The sequence below is a fragment of the Streptomyces sp. 2A115 genome, from assembly GCF_052245575.1.
Lineage (GTDB): Bacteria > Actinomycetota > Actinomycetes > Streptomycetales > Streptomycetaceae > Streptomyces.
On sequence record NZ_JBQQCG010000018.1, the window covers coordinates 24,637 to 43,241 of the forward strand.

Below are 18,605 nucleotides of genomic sequence, written 5' to 3' on the forward strand. Positions count from 1 at the left end.
CGAACGGATGGGCGGATGGGCCGGTGAGCCGGGTCAGTCCCCGCGCCCGGACGTCAACTCCGTTTCGACCAGCCGGTACAAGTGGCGGCGGGCCTCCTCTGTGCTCAGCGGAGGCGCCTGCCGCAGCCGCTGGAGGGCCAGTCCGTCGGAGAGGGCGGCGAAGCGGACGGTGAAGCCGGCCGAGTCCGCGCAGACGAACTCACCGTCGGCGACGCCCCGTTCGACCAGGGCCCGGATCTGACTGTGCCAGTCCTCGTACCGCTTGGCCTGGCCGCCGGCGAAGGCCTGCTCGGGATCCCGGTCGCGGTCGCCGGCGCGCCAGTAGTCGAACCACATCCGCCAGTGCCGGTCGGTGTCCTCCGTGAACAGCGCGTCGATCAGCAGCCGCAGCGCCTCGGCGCTACTGGACGCCTCTTCTGCGGCCTCGCTCAGCGCCGCGTAGTACCGCTCGATGTGCAGCACCATGGCCTCGGAGAGGATCTCCTGCACGCTGGCGAAGTGGTACGTGACGGTGCCGACCGACACTCCGGCCGCGGCGGCGACGTCGCGCACCCCCACGGACGCGTACCCGCGCTCGGCGATGAGCGGTACGGCCGCCTCCACGATGAGCCGGCGGCGCACCTCGGTGGGCTGGCGGGTGCGGTCGGCGGCGGCGACGGCACGGCGGGGCGTCCTGGCGGCGTTCATGCCGACGTCCTCGGGGTGGTGCGGTGCCATGCGCGCTTGACCACTGTCTCTCCGTCCGCCCGTGCTTCGATGCGACTGTCCATGATGAACTCCGTGGCCGTGGCCCGCAGCTCGGTGCGCGCCATGATCTCAGCGTCCCAGTCGTCGCCCCGCCGCAGCCGGATCCCCCACTCGGAGACGGCGCGCGCCGAGAGCGGGTCGTCGGTGCGGATCCGGTACGTCTCGCGCGCGCTCTCCTCGTAGCGCAGCCCGTCGGGGTAGGTCCGGGATCCCCCGTAGTTGGGGTCGACCTCCAGCGTCCACTCCCCCTTCGCGACGTCGTGCGTGACCAGACGCTCCGGCATCGGTTCGGCGGGCCGCTCGTACCCGACGGGGAGCGGCGCGGCCTGCTCGGGCTCCTCGAAGCGGATCGGCGCCAGGTCGGCTCCGTACGCGGGATCCCGTACGGGAAGGAGCAGGGCACTCTCGGCGGGCCGCACGGTCAGCTCGCCGCGCTCGCCGTGCGGCCACACCCACGGCCAGTACGCGTCGGAGACGGCGACCCTGATGCGATGTCCGGGCGGGAAGGCGTACCCGATGCCGTTGAGCTCGAACTCGACGGTCTCGTACGTACCCGGGGTCCACTCCACGGCCCGGTCACGCCCGTGTCTGCTCAGCAGGTTGAGCACGCCGCGGGTGACGAGCGTGGACGAGCCGTCGGGTGCGACGTCGCAGACGCGGGCGATCACGTGGGCGCGGGGAGTGGCGCTGTCGAGGCGGAGCCGGACGCGCGGTCGCCCGAGGATCTCGACCCTCTCCGGTAGGGGAGCCGAGTCGAAGCAGACCGAGCGGCCGTCCTCCTCCCGCTGGTCCGGCGGCAGATCGCTCGCGTTGCCGAAGGGGAAGAAGCGGCCGGCGTCGAGGCCTGTGTGCTGTGGCGAGCGTACGAGGACGGGCGCACTCGTCGCTTCGCCCAGCGGCCGTTCGTCCCAAGTGACCGACGGCGGCGGCCAGTTCGGCTCGCCGACCCAACGGCCGGGCATGACGTCGTACGAAGTCGCGGGCGGGACCGGGTCGTTGAGCCAGGCGCGGAGCTTCGGTTCGCGCATGATCCCAGTGTCCTCACCCTTGAGGTGCTGGTCCCACCAGCGGAGGGTCTCCTGGAGGAAGCCGATGGCCGGGCCGGGCGGCAGGCCTCGGTCCGGGTACTGGTGCGACCAGGGCCCGATGAGTCCTCGTACGCGCTCGTCCGGCAGGTGTTCCACGAGCCGCAGCACGGTGTCGCGGTACGGGTCGTGCCAGCCGCCGACGGCCAGGACGGCCGCGTCGATCGCCGTGTAGTCCTCGCAGACGCTGCCGTGCCGCCAGTAGGCGTCGCGCTGCTGGTGTGCCAGCCAGGTGTGCAGGAAGGGTTCGAGGGCGTCGAGGCGTTCGCGCCACATCGGGAGCCAGCGGTCCTCGCCGACGCTCGTGGGGTCCGGCGGGCGGGCGGTGAAGGCGAGCATCGTGCCGGCCCAGGCGAGCATGTCGATGCCGAGGACGGCGCCGCCCGTGTAGTGCACGTCGTTGTCGTAGCGGTCGTCGGTCGAGCAGACCGTGACGATCGCCTTCAGCGGTTCCGGGGCGAGGGCGGCTGTCTGGAGGGAGTTGAAGCCGCCCCAGGAGATGCCGAACATGCCGACCTTGCCGGTGCACCAGGGCTGCTCGGCAAGCCAGTTGACGACGTCGACGCCGTCCGCGAGTTCCTGCGCGTCGTACTCGTCGCCGGGGGTTCCCTCGCTGTCGCCGTGTCCGCGGATGTCGACGCGGACGGAGGCGTAGCCGTGGCCGGCGTACCAGGGGTGGCGTTGGGCGTCTCGGGGAGCGGTCCAGTCGGTCTTGCGGTACGGGAGGTATTCGAGCAGGGCGGGTACGGGGGTGTGTTCGGCGTCGGTCGGTCGCCAGATGCGGGCGTGCAGGCGTGTCCGGCCGGCCCGGGTGGGGATCCAGACGTCCTCGCGCATGACCTGCCGGTCGAAGCGGTCGCGGTACTTCACGTGGCTCCTTGTTCTTGGGGGTGGGTGTCCGCGGTTGGTTTTCGCCCCCGCCGCCCCTACGCCACCACCCGCCACCGCCGAACCCGATGCCCCGCACCATGATCCGTCCAGAGATCATCCGGCTCCGCGGCGTCAGCCCACTCCACCGCCCCGCCCTCAAGAGGACGCGCCCCTGGAGAAGGTTCCAGCACAGCCGCCATCAGCTGACGCGTGTAGGGATGCCCGGGGTCGGAGAACACCGAGTCCGTGGGCCCCTCCTCCACGACCACCCCGTGCCGCAGCACGACCACCCGGTCGGCGATCCCTCGTACGACAGCGAGATCGTGACTGATGAACAGGCAGGCCAACTCCCGCTCCCGGCGCAGATCGTCGAGCAGCCGCAGGACGTCGGCCTGGACCGAGACGTCCAGGGCCGTGGTGATCTCGTCCGCGATGAGTACATCCGGCTCACCGGCCAGCGCCCGCGCGATCCCGATCCGCTGCCGCTGCCCGCCGGAGAGCTGCGCGGGCAGCCGTTCGGCGAGGGCGGGATCGAGCCGCACGTCGGAGATGAGCTCCCGGGCGCGCGCGGCGGCCTCCGTACGCGAGCCCGCCGTGCCGAAGAACCGCAGCGGCCGCCGCACCGCGTCACCGACCGTGCGGCGCGGGTTCAGGGACGTGTCGGCGTTCTGGAAGACGAGCTGGACCCGGCGCCTCAGCGACAGCGGTCGCTTCCCGGCGGGCCTGGCGAGGTCGCCCGATTCATGGGTCATCGTGCCGCCGGACGGGGTGCGCAGGCCCGCGAGCGTCCAGGCGAGCGTGGATTTTCCGCTGCCCGACTCCCCTACGAGGGCGACGACTTCGCCGCGCCGGACGTCGAAGGAGACACCGTCCACGGCGCGGGACGATCCGTAGTCGATGGTGATGTCCCGTGCGGAGACGGCCGGGGGCGAGTCGTCGGGCACCGCCGTCCTCGGACGCACCTCCCGCTCCCCCGTCTCGCCCACGAGCGCGAGCCCTTCGTCGTCGAGGCGCGGCACACTCGCCAACAGCCGTCTGGTGTACGGGACTTGGGGCGCGGCGAAGAGCCGCCCGGTGGGCGCGGCCTCCACGATCCGTCCGGACCGCAGCACGCTCACCTCGTCGGCCATGTGGGCGACGACCCCGAGGTCGTGGCTCACCAGGACGGCGGCGAGGCCGAGTTCGTCGCGCAGCGTTCCGATCAGATCGAGGACACCACGCTGGGTGACGACATCGAGCCCGGTCGTCGGCTCGTCGAGGACGAGGAGCTTCGGACGGGCCGCGATGGCCATGGCGATGGCGACGCGCTGCTGTTGACCTCCGGAGAGCTCGTGCGGGTAGCGGCGGGCGAGTTCGGCGGGGCGGGGCAGCCGGACCTGGTCGAGGAGGTCCACGACGGGTACCTCCCCGCCCGCCTCGGCGATCTGCCGTCCGATCCGCATGGAGGGGGTCAGGGCCTGCCCGGCATTCTGTCCGACCATGGCGGCCGTCCCGCCCCGCAGCCGCCTCAACTCCCGCGCGGGCAGCGCGAACACGTCGGCTCCGTCGACGCGGACCGAGCCGCCCGTCACCCGAGACCCGTGCCGCAGATGCCCCAGCAGCGTCGCCGCGACCGTCGACTTCCCGCTGCCCGACTCACCCACCAGCGCCAGCGTCTGCCCGGGCAGCACGTCCAGCGACACCTCACGCACCACGGGCACCTCACGCCCGCCCGAGCGATAGGCGACCGACAACCCGGCAACGGAGACGATCGAGGTCTTTGGAGTCATCAGAACCCCTCCCTGACCCGGTCGACGCCCCACGCCTTGGACAGACCGTCGGCCGCGAGGTTGAGCCCCACCACGAGCGTGGCCAGGGCGATGATCGGCGCGAGGCTCGCCATCGGGACGACAGTGATGGCCGTGCGGTTCTCGGCCACCATCAGGCCCCAGTCGGGAGTCGGCGGATCGGCGCCGAAGCCGAGAAAGGACAGCGAGGAGATCAGCAGCACCACCCATGAGGCCCGCATCGCGAACTCGACACACACCACGTCGACGATGTTCGGCAGGACCTCGCGCCGCAGGATCGGCCAGGTGCCCTCGCCCCGGGCCCGCGCCGCGGTCACGTAGTCGGCGGGCACGACCGCGAGCGCGGCGCCTCGCACGACCCGTACGACCTGCGGTACGTACACCACCGCGATGGCGAGGACGATGACCGACGGCCCCGTGCCCAGCGCGGTGACGACGACCAGCAGCGCCAGGACCGGCGGCACGGAGAGGACCGCGTCCAGCACCCGCCCCAGCACCTCGTCGAACCAACCGCCGCGCAGTGCCGCGGCGCACCCCACGATCGTGCCGATGAGCAGAGTCACCAGCGTCGCACCGATGGACACACCGAACGCGTACCGGCCGCCGTACAGGACGCGCGCCAGCACGTCGCGACCGTACTGGTCGGTCCCGGCCAGATGCCCCCAACTCGGCCCGAGCAGCGCCTGGTTCGCGTTGTTGGCGATGGGATCGTAGGAGGTGAGGACCGGTGCGAGCAGGGCGATCAGGACGTGCACGGAGACGATCGCGAGGCCGGCCGTGGCCGCTCGCGAGGACCGGAGCGTGCGCCATGCGCGGACCGCGGCGGACGGCGGCGCGACAGGAACGGCGGGCGCGGCCGCCGGGGTGTCCAGGGTGGTCATCGGGTCCTCCCGCGCGTACGGAGCTTGGGGTTGAGGGCCATGGCGCCGAGGTCGGCGGCCAGGTTGCAGGCCACGTACACGACCGCGCTGACCAGCGCGATGGCCTGGATGACGGGCAGGTCCCGGTTCTGCACCGAGGCGAGCATCAGCTTTCCGATGCCGGGGTAGTTGAAGACGTTCTCGACGACGGCGACCCCGCCGGCCAGCCAGGCGACGTTCAGCGCGATGACGTGCAGGGTGGGCAGCAGGGCGCTGGGCAGCGCGTGTCGAGTGACGACCCGCCATGTCGACAGGCCCTTCAGCCTGGCCGTCGTGACGTACTCGCTCGCCATCACGTCGATGACGGACGTGCGGGCCATGCGGACGATGTACGCGGCCATCACGACGGCGAGTGCGAGGGCAGGCAGCCATACGCCGGGCAGGAGTTGACCCACGCTCGCCTCGGGCCCGTACAGCACGACGGCGGGAAACACCGGCAGCGCGACCGAGAAGCACAGCACCAGCACGGTCGCGACGACGAACTCGGGGACGCTCATCCCGACCAGGCTGACCGTGGAGATCAGATGGTCCGGCCAGCGGTCGCGGTGGAGGCCCGCGAGGATGCCGAGGACGATCGAGCCGGTGACCGCGAACAGGACGGTGATCAGGGCGATGAGCGCGGAGTTGCCGAGATACATGGCGACTTCGCCGCCGACCGCCTTGCCGGACACCAGCGAGAGCCCGAAGTCGCCGTGCAGGGCCCCGCCCATCCAGTCGACGTACCGCTCCCAGGCCGGCTGGTCGAGCTTCAGTTTCTCGCGGAGGGCGGTGACCGCGTCCGGTGTCGCGTCCTTGCCGAGCACCTGGGTGGCGACGTCGCCGGGCAGCGCCTGGACGGCGAGGAAGACCAGGACGGAGGAGAGGAAGAGGGTGCCGACGGCGGCGAGTACGCGGCGGGCGACGAACGAGAGCACGCTCAGGCCCCCTTCTGCTGAAGGCCGATGCCGAGGTAGTCGAACTCGAAGCCGTACTCGGCGTATCCGCGCACCTTCCGCGAGATGCCGACGAGCCGGTCGGCGAACATCGGGGTCATCGCCCCGCCCTTGTCGATGACGAACGTCTGTGCCTCGCCGTAGAGTTCGCGCCGCCGCGTCTCGTCGGTCTCCTGGCGGGCCCGGTCGAGCAGTGCGTCGAACTCCTTGTCCGACCAGGCGGTCTCGTTGTAGGAGGAGCCGCTGCGGAAGACTTGGGTGAGGAGCTGGTCGACGGGTCTGCCGGTGAACCAGTACGTGGCCATGAGCGGCTTCTTCATCCAGATCTGCGTGTAGTACGAGTCCGCCGCGGCCGTCTTCACTCGGATGCGGATCCCGGCCCGCCTGGCCGAGTCCTGGTAGGCGAGGGCCATCGGTGTGAAGACCGGGTCGTACGAGGACGTGTAGAGGTCGACCGTCAGGCCGTCGTGCCCCGCCTGCTTGAGCAAGTACCGCGCCTTCTCCGGGTCGTGCTTCGGGTGGGCGGTGATGTGGGCGGGGTCGCTCGGCGGCACCGGGTTGTCCCAGCCTGCCGTGCCCGCGCCCTGCAACGCGACCCTCACCACGTACTCCGGGTCGTAGGCGAGCTTCATCGCCTGCCGGACGCGTACGTCGGTGAAGGGCTTCTCGGTGGTGAGCATCGGCAGCACGTACCACTGGGCGTTCTCGACCCGGGCGATCGTCGCTCGGTCGGAGGCGGCGACGACGCGGGCGGTGGCGAAGTCGAGGTTGGTCTGGGAGAGCAGGTCGACCTGCCCCGCCAGCAAGGCATTTGAGCGGGCCGACATGTCGGCGACGGAGTAGAAGTCGATGGCGTCCAGGACCGGGCGGCCGGCCCAGTGGTCCTCGTACGCGGTGATCCGGCCGGGGCCCGCGGGCGTGAACGACTCCAGCTCGAAGGGGCCGGTGCCTATGCCGGTGCGGCCGATGCCTCGAGCGCTGCCGTCAGGGATGACGTAGCAGTTGTAGTGGGTGAGGAGGCTCGGGAACTCCGCGTTGGGGGTCTTGAGCGGCACGACGAGCGTATGGGCGTCGGGTGTTCGCAGCTCCTCGGGGTCGATGAGTGGTGCGAGCACGGCCGCCTGCGGGGAGGCCGTCTGCTTGTCGAGGATGTGGCGCAGGGTGTACGCGGCGTCGGCGGAGGTGAGTTTCCGCCCGTCGTGGAAGGTGACGCCCTTGCGGAGGCGGAAGGTCCAGGTGCGCGCCTTGGCGTCCGGTTCCCAGGACTCGGCGAGGTCGGGGGCGAGCTCGCCGTTCGCGGCGATGCGGACCAGGCGGTTGTAGAGGGCGCCGAGGTACTCGTACGCGGACAGGGCGCTCGCCGGGTCGAGGGTCTCGGCGTCGGAGGCGGGCGGCCGGGCGATGCGGAGGGTGCCGCCGCGGTCGGGAGTGCCCTCCTTCGAACCCGTGGGCAGGGCCGGGGCCGCCGAGGCGCCGGTGCAGCCGGTGAGCAGCCATGACGCACCGAGCGACGCGCCGCCCGCGGCGGCAGCGGCGAGGACCGAGCGCCGTCCTGGGTGGTGGATGTCGGGCATGGACCGACCGCCCTTCCCGCTATTCGTTCAGCGGAACGATTGAGTGAACGGCGTGAACGATAACCAGCCGCTGGTTCCGCGCCAACCCCGGGAACGCGGAAATTAACCCAGGAAACCGAGCTGTTACGCCGACGCAGGAAGCCCGGCCGCCCCGCGTGCAGCTGGTAGACGCCTGAACGGAAAGCGCTTGCTCCGTTCTCATCTCCCTTTGGGAGGGACGGCCACCCATGGCCTCGCGGGAGAAACCGCTCGAGCACCGCTACCGCGGCGAACACCCGATCCGCACGGTCGTCTACCCGTTCCGCGCCGACCGCTGGAAGCTCGCAGCCGCCTTCCTCGTCTCCACCGTCGACGACCCCCCTGGCGGGGCCGGCTCCGGTCATCACCAAGGGCCTGGAGTCCGTACTCGGTCTCGTCATCGGGGGCATCCGGCCGACCTCGGGACGGCTGCTGCTCGACGGGGCCGACATGAACTCCCTGGACCTGCGGACGTACCGGCGCTTCGTCTCGGTCGTGCCGCAGGAGTCGATCCTCTTCGAGGGCACCGTGCGGGAGCACGTCGCGTACGGCACCGACGACGCCGACGAGGCGACGGTTCGCGCGGCGCTGGAAGACGCCAACGTGCTGGAGTTCGTCGACCGGCTGCCGCGCGGGCTCGACACCGTGGTGGGAGAGCACGGGGCCCGGCTGTCGGGCGGTCAGCGGCAGCGGCCGTCCGTCGCGCGCGGGGCCCTCATCCGCGATCCGCGCGTGCTCATCCTCGACGAGGCGACGTCCGCGCTGGACACCCGGTCGGAGGCGCTGGCCCGGCTGGCGCTGGCCCGGCTGGTGCGTGGGCGCACCACGTTCATGGTGGCGCACCGGCTGTCCACGATCCGGGGTGCGGACCGGATCGTGGTGATGGGAGACGGTGCCGTGCGGGAGATCGGGTCGCACAAGGAGCTGGTACGGCGCGGGGGTGCGTACGCGGCACTGCATGGCGGCCAGCTCGCCTGCGCCGATGCGGCGCTCGGGTCTGTCCGAAGGATCAGGCCCCGGGGGGCTTCTGGCCGGGATCCGCCAGAAGCCCCTGGGCCGACAGGGCCCAGGGGTCCGACCACCGTGCCGACCGCCTCACTCCCCCGCGTAGGCCTTCTCCAGGGCGGCGATGTCGAGCTTGGACATCTTCATCATCGCCTGCATCGCGCGGGCCGCCTTCTCCACGTCCGGGTCGCTGATCATCTCGGTCAGCCTGATCGGGTTGACCTGCCAGGAGAGGCCGAACTTGTCCTTCAGCCAGCCACAGGGGCCGTGCTCGCCGCCGCCCTCGATGAGCTTGTCCCAGTAGAAGTCCACCTCCGCCTGGTCCTCGCAGTCGATCAGGAAGGAGACGGCCTCGGTGAACTTGAACTCCGGGCCGCCGTTCAGGGCGACGAACTTCTGGCCGTTCGCCTCGAACTCCACGGTCAGGACGGAACCGGCGGGGCGGCTGGGCCCGGCCTCCGGGTAGTGGGTGATCCGGCCGATCCGGGAGTTCTTGAAGACCGAGGCGTAGAAGTTGGCGGCGTCTTCTGCCTGGTCGTCGAACCAGAGGCAGGTGGTGAATCCTTCGGTGGCCATGGGCACCTCCTGGAGTGGGAACGCTGTCACCTCTGTCGACTGATCCTCGTGCGGAAACTCATCGGTGGCTCGGGCAATCGCCTGGATATCCGCAGCAGGATGTCTACCTTTGATCTTGGCCAGTGCTCCGCCGTTTACGGCGAGGGTGAAGGCCATGTCAGGGCTGCTGTGACCCGTGCTGGTGCACGGGTCCGCAGTGTTGTCCTCAGCCGGCGGGGCGCTGCTGGTTCTCGATGTACTGGCGGACGACGGTCAGCGGTGCCCCGCCGCAGGACCCGGCGAAGTAGGAGCCGGACCAGAAGTGTCCGCCCCACAGGTAGCGGCGGACGTGGGCGTCGTATTCCTGGCGCAGGCGTCGGGAGGAGACGCCCTTGAGGCTGTTGACCAACTTGGAGAGCTGGACCTTGGGCGGGTAGTGGACGAGGAGGTGGACGTGGTCCTGTTCGCCGTTGAACTGCTTCAGCTCGGCCTCGAAGTCCTGGCAGACCTCGCGCATGACCTCTTCCGTGCGGGTCAGCATGACGTCGGTGAAGGCGTTGCGCCGGTACTTCGTGACAAAAACCAAGTGGACATGGAGGTTGTAGACGACGTGACGACCGGTGCGTACATCGGGGCTTGGATTCCAGCGGGGTGACATAAACCAATATCGTATAGTGTCGTCCATGAGTGATCACGACGTGGAGACACGGCAGTTCGGGCACCGTGCCCGGCTTGCACTGCCCCCTGCCATGGCGCTCAAGGCTGATGGCCAGGCGCACGCGGCCCGCACCATGTGGAATCTCCTGCACGCCTGGTGGCAGATGATGCCGAGGCAGAAGCGGACGCTCGCGAACGCGGACGCCGCGATCCGCCAGGCCCGCCAGGACATCGATTTCCTCGCCGTCCTTCCCGCTCACCGCGCAGGCGGTGCTGAAGACGTATTTCCAGGCGTGGAAGAACTGCTGGGACGGCCGGACGGACGCCCCGAACTTCAAGGCCCGTTTCCGCACCGCCCTGACCGTGGACGTGCCGCAGGGCCGGGATTTGAACATCGTCCGTGTCCACCGCCGGTGGGGCATGGCCAACCTGCCGAAGATCGGCCGTGTCCGCTTCCGCTGGACCAAGGACCTCCCCGTCGGCGAGCACGCCGGCAAGGAGAACCGGATCACCGGCGCCCGGCTGGTCAAAGACCCGCTCGGCTGGCACATCGCCTTCCGTGTCCAGAGCCTCGAACCCGTCCCGGAACCCCACCAGGGGCCGCAGGTCGGCATCGACGTCGGCATCACCGTGCCCCTCGCACTCTCCGACGGCCAGACGTACGAACACGGCGCATGGCTGACCGAGCAGGAGCGGGCCAAGCTCCTGGGCCTGGAGCAGCGCGCCGCCCGCCGCAAGAAGCACCACAAGCCGACAGAGCGCACCTCCCGCCGGCTGCACCACACCTACGACCAGATCGCAGCACTGCGCGCGAAAGCCAAGCGCCGGGCCACGGACTGGCAGCACAAGACCACCACCCAGATCGCCGACAAGTACGGCGTCGTGGTGGTGGAAGCACTCCAGATCACGAACATGGTCAAGTCCGCCAGGGGAACCGTCGAAGAGCCGGGAACGAACGTCGCCCAGAAATCCGGGCTGAACCGCTCGATCAGCGGAGAGGCATGGGGCCGCACGGTCACCCTGCTGACGTACAAGCTCGCCCATCGAGGCGGCACCCTGGCCAAGGTCCCCGCCCCGGGCACCTCCCGGCGTTGCTCAGCCTGTGGGTTCACCACACCCGGCAGCCGGGAGACCCAGGCCCTGTTCGTGTGCAAGAACCCCGACTGCGGATGGTCCGCCAACGCCGACCACAACGCGGCCCGGAACGTCTTGCACCTGTACCGGACGGGCCACGCGCTCATCCCGGCTGCCGGGAGGGCAGTCGCCAGGCGCGCTCGCCGCGTCAAGCCCGCCACCGCAAGGTAGGCAGGAATCTCCCTGCTTAGCTGGGAGAGCACTTCAAACGTGCCGTTTCACCTCGTAGATCGTCTCGGAGACGGGCGCCGGATGGGGTGTGTCGTGCCAGCCGATCTCCGCTGCCCGCTTGACGATGGCCCGGCGGGCGGCCACGGCAGCGTCCTCGTTCTCGAAGAACGCGACGGACAGGCCGTTGCCCGTGGCCGGGTCGACGAGGTGATAGGCGGCGTGGACACCCGGGACACCGACTGCCGCGTCCAGCACCCAGTCCCGGTCGTCGTCGGGCATCGGTTCCCACACGGCTACTCTCGCGATCATCGCTTCCTCCAGTGGTGGCGTCCTGTCTCGTTCGTCCTGTCCTGTCTTCCTGTCCCGTTCGGCTTCCATGGCGTCGGGACAGCGGTGCCGACGGCCGGTACCCATGGCTTTTATTCACGCGACCGAGTTCCGGTACGGAACTAGCATGGCCCGCCATGACCTCTTCCGACGTCGAGAGCATCCAGCCCTTCCGTATCGACATCGCCCAGGCGGACCTCGACGATCTGCACGCACGCCTCGACCGCACGCGGTGGCCGGACGAGCTGCCGGGCGTGGGCTGGGCGTACGGAATCCCGCGCGACTACCTCAAGGAACTCGTGCGGTACTGGCGGCACACGTACGACTGGCGTGCGGCCGAGGCCCGGCTCAACGAGTGGCCCCAGTTCACGACGACGATCGACGGGGCGAACGTCCACTTCGCGCACATCCGCTCGCCGGAACCGGACGCGACCCCGCTGATCATCACGCACGGCTGGCCGGGCTCGATCGTCGAATTCCTCAATGTGGTCGGGCCGTTGACCGATCCGCGCGCCCATGGCGGTGATCCGGCCGACGCGTTCCATGTGGTGGTGCCGAGCATCCCGGGATTTGGTCTGTCGGGGCCCACGACGGCCACCCGCTGGGAGATCGGCCGGGTCGCCGCCGCGTTCGCCGAGCTGATGGACCGGCTCGGCTACCGGCGCTTCGGGGCACAGGGCGGCGACTGGGGCGCGGCGATCTCCCGCGAGCTGGGCCGCACCCACCCCGAGCGGATCATCGGCGTCCACCTGAACCTACTGCCGGGCGCACACGCGACCGTCGAGCCGGACCCCGCGGAGCTGTCCGCGCTGAGCCCGCGGGAACGCGAACGCACGCTCGCCTCGTGGCGACGCACGCAGGAATGGACCCGCGAGCGGCAGGGGTACGGCGTCCTCCAGTCGACCCGGCCGCAAACCCTCGCCTACGGGCTCACCGACTCGCCCGTCGGCCAACTCGCCTGGATCGCCGAGAAGTTCAAGGAGTGGACGGACTCGGACGAGCGCCCCGAGGACGCCGTCGACCGGGACCAGTTGCTCACGAACGTGATGCTGTACTGGCTGACGGGGACGGCCGGTTCGTCCGCGCGGCTCTACTACGAGCGGGCCCATGCGGACGGCTGGGGCGGGCCCGTCCCGCCGTCGACCGCGCCGACCGCGCTCGCCGTCTTCCCTCGGGAGAACTTCATCCCGCTGCGGCACATCGCGGACCGCACGGACTCCATCGTGCGGTGGACGGAGTTCGACCGGGGCGGGCACTTCGCCGCGATGGAGGAGCCGGACCTGCTCGTTGGTGATGTCCGGGCGTTCTTCCGGGAGCTTCAGGGCGGGCGGGGACAGTGATCGGGGAGAGTCTTCATCTCCAACGTCAGCATTTCCGACGTCAGCCGGTGAGCCCGCGGACAGCCGACCAGCGTGGCCCGCTCCCCCACGAACCCTCTGGGTGAGCCTCGGGCGTCCGCGGGCAACCGCCACCGTTTTCTCAGCTCGCGGGGGCCGACTCCGTCGTCGTGTCGGATGACGTGTAGTCGGGCGGCGGCGACGCGGGGGAATCGTCAGGGGCGGGTTCCGTCGTCGGGGGCTCGGGGGACGGGGAGTCGGATGGCGGTGTCGGTGAGGACGGGGTGGGCGAAGAGGTCGACGGGGACGGGGAGTCCGGCGACGGCGGCAGCGAACTCACCGACGGGGAGGGCTTGTTCACCGGCGGGTCCGTCTTCTTGTCCTTCTCGCCGGTGTCGCCCTTGTGGCGGTTGAACCAGTCGCCGTTTTCGGGGTCGTAGATGACGAAGATGTTCACGACCTGGGGCGCGGGCGAGACGACCACGACGTTCGACGGCCGGTACGACGGCCAGGAGTCGCCGGTCCGCTTGGGCGTGGCCTGCTGCGCGACCGGGGGCAGCAAGGGGTTGCCGCAGGCGCAGCGCACCCGGGGCACGCCCCGGTCGTCGACGAGGACGGCGGTGCCGGTCTGCAGGACGGCCTGGTAGCTGGTGGGCTTGCCGCCGCGGTAGCCGTGGTTGGTGACGCGGGTGTCCATCCGCAGCTGTACGGGGGTGAGCGAGCGCAGATACGCCGGGACGCCGGAGGGCTCGATGCCCTCGACCGAGGCGAACGCCTTGTTCTTGGCCGGAGCCTCCTGGAGCGCGGAGATCTGCTTCTCGACGTCGCAGGTGGCAACCTTTCGCGTACCGCCGTAGAGGCCGGGCGCCGAACCGTCCACGCCGCGCGTCACGTTGGCGGAGTCGGAGGTGCTCGTCGGCGACGGCGTCTCGGGCGGGGTGGAGCTGTCGCGTGCCGTCGACTCGGTGAACGGGTCGGGCCCCGACTTGCCCGCGGCCTGGAGGAAGACCTCGCCGCCCGAGCCCGAGGTGCCGCCGTCGGGGCGGGTGAGGACGACGGCCAGGGTCACGGCCACGACAAGCGCGGTGGCGATCACCGCGACCCGGGGCGCGGACTTCCACCAGCGCCGGTCGGGTCCTTCCCCGGAGCCGGTCCCGCCCGGGCCGAGCGGACCACTGGGTCCGCCTCGGCCGCCCGGACCGGAAGGACCTGAAGGGCCACCGCCCGATCCGTCCGCACCCGAGTCGCCGCCCGACGGGCCCAGCGGGGCACGGTCGTCCGGCGGAGGCGTGGGACCCGGCCGGGTCGGCCCCGACAGCGGGCCGGAGGGTGGTCCTGTGGGGCGGCCGGAGGACGGCGGTTCGACACTCACGAGTTCTTCTTCCCGGCGTAGGGATCACGCGCCACTTCATACGTTTCTTGCAGATTTATTACCCAATCAGCCCATTGTGTGCTCTGGTCCTATACCTCCCGCAAGCGGACGCGGTCGGCCCTCTCGGCAGGCGGGCCGCCAGAGCCCTGTCTAGCGTGGCAACGTGAGCCTCCGAACACGTCCTGACCAGGCAGTGGCCCGCCACGGCTGGGTGCAGGCTGTCGCAACGGTCCTGGCCGGGTTGATCGCCATGGCCGTGGTCGCCGCGCTCGGACTGTGGGCGGCCGGTGCGGCGGATCTGCCGGACGGGGCGTTCCCCCGGGTCGTGGCGGCCACCGTCGTCGTGGCGGTCGGCGGCTCGATCGAGCTCTCGGGTGGCGCCGGGGCGATCGCCGAAACCAAGGCGGGACTGACGGTCATTCCCCTGTCGGTGACACTCACCGGAGTCCTGGTCGTCGCCGCCGGTTTCCTCCGACCGCTGCGTCACCGGGCCGTCGCCGGAGCCTCCGAACTCGCGGGCTGGGCCGCCCGGATCGCGGTCCTGTGGATCCTGGTGCTGACCGCCCTCGCCCTGCTGGCCCGCCAGACCTTCACGATCTCGCTCGGCGAGGGGACGATCTCCGACATCGGTGACCTGTTCGGCGCGACACCCCGGGTGGGCTTCGAGGCGGACGTGCCGGTGACGCTCTTTTTCGGCCTGCTGTGGCTGGCCGGCGTACTCGTCCTCGCGCTGCTCGTCTCCCCCAGGGCCCCGCTCCCGGCCCGGCTGCTGCGTTTCCAGCAGTCGGTGCGGCCGGCCGCGTACGCCATGGTCGTGCTGCTCCTCGCGTACGTCGCCGTGGGCGTGCTGATCGGCCTCGTGGTGGCGGCGACGCGCGGGCATGTCCGGGAGACGTTCGGCGTCATCCTCCTCGGGCTGCCGAACCTCGTCTGGCTCGCCTTCACGATCGGCCTCGGCGCCTCCTGGGAGGGGCGCGTCGAAGGGCCGTTCGGACTGCCGATGCCGCAGTTGCTGGACACCGTGCTGCGTACGCCGGACATCTCCACCCTGAATCTGCGCACGCTCGCCGAGCACGACGGCAAGGTGTGGTGGCTCGTGGTCGTCGACGCCGTTCTGCTGCTGGCCGCCGCGTTCCTGATGGTCTCCCGCTCACCGGCCCGCATGCGGGCCTGGCAGCACGCCCTGCACATGGCGGTCGCGCTCGCACTCACGGTGCTCATGATCTGCCTCGTCGGCCGGATCTCCGCGCACTACGGCCTGTCGGTGCTCGGCATCGGGGACCTCGGCAGCGGGCTCTCCGGTGACCTCTTCCTGCGGCCACGGCTGTGGACCGCGCTCGGTTTCGCCGTGCTCTGGGGGCTGGTCACGGGCTTCCTGGGCGGTCTGCTCGCCTCGCGGGTGCGCCGGCGGGGCGAGGTGGCCGACTCCCGCCCCTGAGGTACCGGCGTCGCACTACGGTACGGATCCATGATCGAGCCAGACTTCCTGCGCACCACTCGAACGGGGTACGACTCCGTGGCGGTCCGCTACGCCGAGCTGTTCGCCGACGGACTCGAGGACTACCCGCTGGACCGGGCGATGCTCACCGCGTTCGCCGAACTGGTGCGGGCGGACGGCGGCGGGCCGGTCGCCGACGTGGGCTGCGGGCCGGGCCATGTGACCGCGCTCCTGCGGTCACTCGGGCTGAACGCGTCCGGCATCGACCTGTCGACGGAGATGGTCGCGCTCGCCCGTAAGGCCCATCCGGACCTGCGGTTCGAGGCGGGCTCGATGAGCGCCCTGGATGTGGCGGACGGTGCGCTCGGTGGACTCCTCGCCCGGTACTCGATCATCCACACCCCGCCGGAGCGGCTCCCGGAGTTGCTCGCCGAGTTCCATCGGGTGCTGGCCCCGGGCGGCCATCTGCTGCTCGCGTTCATGGCCCACGACCAGCCCTCGGCGCCGGCGGAGTCGTTCGACCACAAGGTGGCGCTCGCCTACCGCTGGTCGCCGGACCGCGTCGCCGAACTGCTGCAGGAGACCGGTCTCGTCGAGACGGCCCGGCTGCTACGCGCACCCAAGGAGAACGAGCGAGGCTTCCCCCAGGCCCACTTGCTGGCTCGCAGGATCTAGCGGGTGTTTTGAAGGTCCGTGTGGTGCCCGCGGTGTCCGGTGCGTGCCCTGGGGGGGTACCCCGGCCGAAGGCTGAGGGGAGTGCCGGCCGAAAGCCCTCGCACTGGACGTACTTGGGCTTTCGGCCGGTGCGGCGAAGGGGGCCCCCGCCCGAGCCGTGCGAAGCCGGTTCGGGCGGGGGCGCGTGCCGGGCGCCGTGGGTGCCGTGCGGGACTTTCGAAACACCCCTGGCTGACCGACCGGCGGCAGGGCATCAGGACGGCAGCCGCGGAAAGGCGGGAAGGGCCCAGCGCGGCGGTTCGGGCGGCGGCCCGGGACGCTCGGGTGACCCGACCACCCGGAGGTCCACCTGGGTCGGTGTGTGGCCCGTCTCCGCGGCGCCGGTCGCTGCGGCGCGAAGCGCGCCCACGAAGGCGAGGCAGGAGTCGTACCGGTCGTCGGGGCTCTTGGCGAGAGCCTTCGCCAGGACGCCGTCCACGGGGGCGGCGAGCTCGGGGCGCTGCTCGGTCAGGCGGGGCGGCTGGTCGTACTGGTGGGCCCAGAGCAGTGCCATGTCGTCGTCACGCTGGAAGGGGGGCCTGCCGACCAGGGTCTCGTGGACGACACAGGCGAGGCTGTAGACGTCACAGCGTCCGTCGACCGGACGTCCGGAGATCTGCTCGGGCGCCACGTAGTCGAGCGTGCCGACGAACTGGCCGACGGTCGTGAATCCGGTCAGGGACAGCGACTTCTTCGTGAGGCCGAAGTCGGTGAGGTAGACGTGCTCGGGGTGGTCGCTGTCCGTGCCCGCGGCGACCAGGATGTTGCCGGGTTTTACGTCACGGTGGACCAGGCCGTGGTCGTGGGCGGCGTCGAGTGCGGACGCCACCTGGGCGGCGATGCGCGTGGCCACCGCGATGGCCAAGTGGCCCTCGCGGTCGAGCAGATGGCGCAGGTCGCGGCCGGAGACGTACCGCATGGCGATGTAGAGGACGCCGTCCGTCTCGCCGGCCTCGAAGACCGGCACGATGTGCGGGTGGTCGATCGCGGCGGCCACGCGCGACTCGTGCGTGAAGCGTTTGCGGAAGGTGTCGTTGCGCGCGAGTTCCGGGGCGAGCAGTTTGAGGGCGACGGTGCGGTCGAGGCGCAGGTCCTTGGCGCGGTAGACGACGGCCATTCCGCCGCGACCGATCTCGCGCTCGATCCGGTAGCCCGCGATCTGCTTGCCGATCAGCTCGGAGGGCCGCCCGGAGTACACGCTCATGTCGTTGGCCATCAGCCGTCACCGTCGCCATCGCCGTCGCCCGTGACCAGCCGGGTGGGGGCGTGGCTCGTGTCCTCCACGATCTGCGTCGGTTCCGGTCCGGCATCCCGCACGACCTGCGTCGGCTCGGGTCCGGCATCCCGCACCACCTGCGTCGGCTCCGGACCAACATCCCGCACCACCTGCGTCGGCTCCGGACCAACATCCCGCACCACCTGCGTCGGCTCCGGACCAACATCCCGCACCACCTGCGTCGGCTCCGGACCGGCAGCGGGCGGCTCCGGTGTCGCGTACGTGTTCAGCCGGGTGCCGTCGCAGTACACCCACCGCTCGTGCTCGGCCTCGTACAGCCACACGGCCTCGCCGTCGACGACGATCCCGACTCGCATCCCCTTCGTACGGCCGTGGAACGACTCCCCGTCGAGGTGTCCGTTCGCCAGTTCCTCGACCGTCTGCCGGTAGCGGCCCAGCGTCTCCTCGACCCGGGCGAGCAGCGGGCGCGGGTCCGCGGTGCGGGCGAGTGGTTGGCCCGCGGCGGGTGGTTCCCGCGGTACGGCGAGCAGGAGGCGGCCGTCGACCCACGCCGACCAGCCGTTGGCGCAGACGACGTGGCCCCAGTCACCGCGGCGTTCGTCGAGCCGGACCGGCAGCAGCGCGTCGAGGGACACCGTGGGCCGGGCCGAGTCCGGGGCCTCCCAGGCCGGCATGCCGTCCTGCGGGACGACATGCGTGGGGCGGAAGTCGGGGGTCGTCGTCAT

At 70.9% G+C, this 18,605-nt stretch carries 15 protein-coding genes and 2 pseudogenes; 5 read left to right on the forward strand and 12 right to left on the reverse strand.

Translation table 11 applies throughout. From position 1 onward, the window contains the following. Positions 1-33: 33 nt before the first annotated feature. From ACTWQR_RS17725 to ACTWQR_RS17750, 6 genes are read right to left on the reverse strand one after another with little or no spacing between them, the layout of a single operon-like run. On the reverse strand, positions 34-687 hold the full coding sequence (locus tag ACTWQR_RS17725) for a TetR/AcrR family transcriptional regulator (RefSeq protein ID WP_443228048.1): 654 nt from the start codon (positions 685-687) through the stop codon (positions 34-36). Further along, on the reverse strand, positions 684-2,702 hold the full coding sequence (locus ACTWQR_RS17730) for a CocE/NonD family hydrolase (RefSeq protein ID WP_443228049.1): 2,019 nt from the start codon (positions 2,700-2,702) through the stop codon (positions 684-686). Before ACTWQR_RS17730 ends, ACTWQR_RS17725 begins: the two co-directional genes overlap by 4 nt. A gap of 56 nt (positions 2,703-2,758) precedes the next feature. Further along, a complete protein-coding gene (locus ACTWQR_RS17735; RefSeq protein WP_443228050.1) occupies positions 2,759-4,471 on the reverse strand; it encodes a dipeptide ABC transporter ATP-binding protein in 1,713 nt (570 codons plus the stop codon). After that, entirely contained in the window at positions 4,471-5,370 is a 900-nt protein-coding gene (locus tag ACTWQR_RS17740) for an ABC transporter permease (protein ID WP_443228051.1), read from the reverse strand. The genes ACTWQR_RS17735 and ACTWQR_RS17740 overlap by 1 nt, the downstream gene beginning before the upstream one ends. After that, on the reverse strand, positions 5,367-6,323 hold the full coding sequence (locus ACTWQR_RS17745; protein WP_443228052.1) for an ABC transporter permease: 957 nt from the start codon (positions 6,321-6,323) through the stop codon (positions 5,367-5,369). Before ACTWQR_RS17745 ends, ACTWQR_RS17740 begins: the two co-directional genes overlap by 4 nt. A 2-nt stretch (positions 6,324-6,325) precedes the next feature. Beyond that, complete coding sequence (locus ACTWQR_RS17750; protein ID WP_443228053.1) at positions 6,326-7,915, reverse strand: ABC transporter substrate-binding protein; 1,590 nt, start codon at positions 7,913-7,915, stop codon at positions 6,326-6,328. A 396-nt stretch (positions 7,916-8,311) separates the two neighbouring features. On the opposite strand from ACTWQR_RS17750, the pseudogene ACTWQR_RS17755 reads away from it, so the two are divergent. Continuing rightward, positions 8,312-8,908: pseudogene (locus ACTWQR_RS17755) on the forward strand (ATP-binding cassette domain-containing protein); the annotation flags it as partial. A gap of 120 nt (positions 8,909-9,028) precedes the next feature. Here ACTWQR_RS17755 and ACTWQR_RS17760 read toward each other — a convergent pair. Beyond that, entirely contained in the window at positions 9,029-9,514 is a 486-nt protein-coding gene (locus tag ACTWQR_RS17760; protein WP_443228054.1) for a VOC family protein, read from the reverse strand. Between the two features lie 205 nt (positions 9,515-9,719). After that, on the reverse strand, positions 9,720-10,151 hold the full coding sequence (gene tnpA / locus ACTWQR_RS17765; RefSeq protein ID WP_443228055.1) for an IS200/IS605 family transposase: 432 nt from the start codon (positions 10,149-10,151) through the stop codon (positions 9,720-9,722). 91 nt (positions 10,152-10,242) lie between these two features. On the opposite strand from tnpA, the pseudogene ACTWQR_RS17770 reads away from it, so the two are divergent. Then, positions 10,243-11,455, forward strand: a pseudogene (locus ACTWQR_RS17770) (RNA-guided endonuclease InsQ/TnpB family protein). Between the two features lie 33 nt (positions 11,456-11,488). Here the strand turns inward: ACTWQR_RS17770 and ACTWQR_RS17775 are convergent. Next, complete coding sequence (locus ACTWQR_RS17775; RefSeq protein WP_443228056.1) at positions 11,489-11,764, reverse strand: hypothetical protein; 276 nt, start codon at positions 11,762-11,764, stop codon at positions 11,489-11,491. A gap of 155 nt (positions 11,765-11,919) precedes the next feature. On the opposite strand from ACTWQR_RS17775, the gene ACTWQR_RS17780 reads away from it, so the two are divergent. Then, on the forward strand, positions 11,920-13,122 hold the full coding sequence (locus ACTWQR_RS17780) for an epoxide hydrolase family protein (RefSeq protein WP_443228057.1): 1,203 nt from the start codon (positions 11,920-11,922) through the stop codon (positions 13,120-13,122). 139 nt (positions 13,123-13,261) lie between these two features. On the opposite strand, the gene ACTWQR_RS17785 is transcribed toward ACTWQR_RS17780, so the two are convergent. Then, a complete protein-coding gene (locus tag ACTWQR_RS17785) occupies positions 13,262-14,491 on the reverse strand; it encodes a DUF6777 domain-containing protein (RefSeq protein ID WP_443228058.1) in 1,230 nt (409 codons plus the stop codon). Between the two features lie 163 nt (positions 14,492-14,654). On the opposite strand from ACTWQR_RS17785, the gene ACTWQR_RS17790 reads away from it, so the two are divergent. Both ACTWQR_RS17790 and ACTWQR_RS17795 read left to right on the forward strand, forming a co-directional pair. Beyond that, positions 14,655-15,929, forward strand: coding sequence for a streptophobe family protein (locus ACTWQR_RS17790; protein WP_443228059.1), 1,275 nt, complete (start codon positions 14,655-14,657; stop codon positions 15,927-15,929). Positions 15,930-15,959: 30 nt separating this feature from the next. Continuing rightward, entirely contained in the window at positions 15,960-16,604 is a 645-nt protein-coding gene (locus ACTWQR_RS17795) for a class I SAM-dependent methyltransferase (protein ID WP_443228060.1), read from the forward strand. 253 nt (positions 16,605-16,857) lie between these two features. Here the strand turns inward: ACTWQR_RS17795 and ACTWQR_RS17800 are convergent, their stop codons facing one another. Then, on the reverse strand, positions 16,858-17,859 hold the full coding sequence (locus ACTWQR_RS17800; RefSeq protein ID WP_443228061.1) for a serine/threonine-protein kinase: 1,002 nt from the start codon (positions 17,857-17,859) through the stop codon (positions 16,858-16,860). Beyond that, positions 17,859-18,605, reverse strand: a complete 747-nt coding sequence (locus tag ACTWQR_RS17805) for a hypothetical protein (protein ID WP_443228062.1) — start codon at positions 18,603-18,605, stop codon at positions 17,859-17,861. The genes ACTWQR_RS17800 and ACTWQR_RS17805 overlap by 1 nt, the downstream gene beginning before the upstream one ends.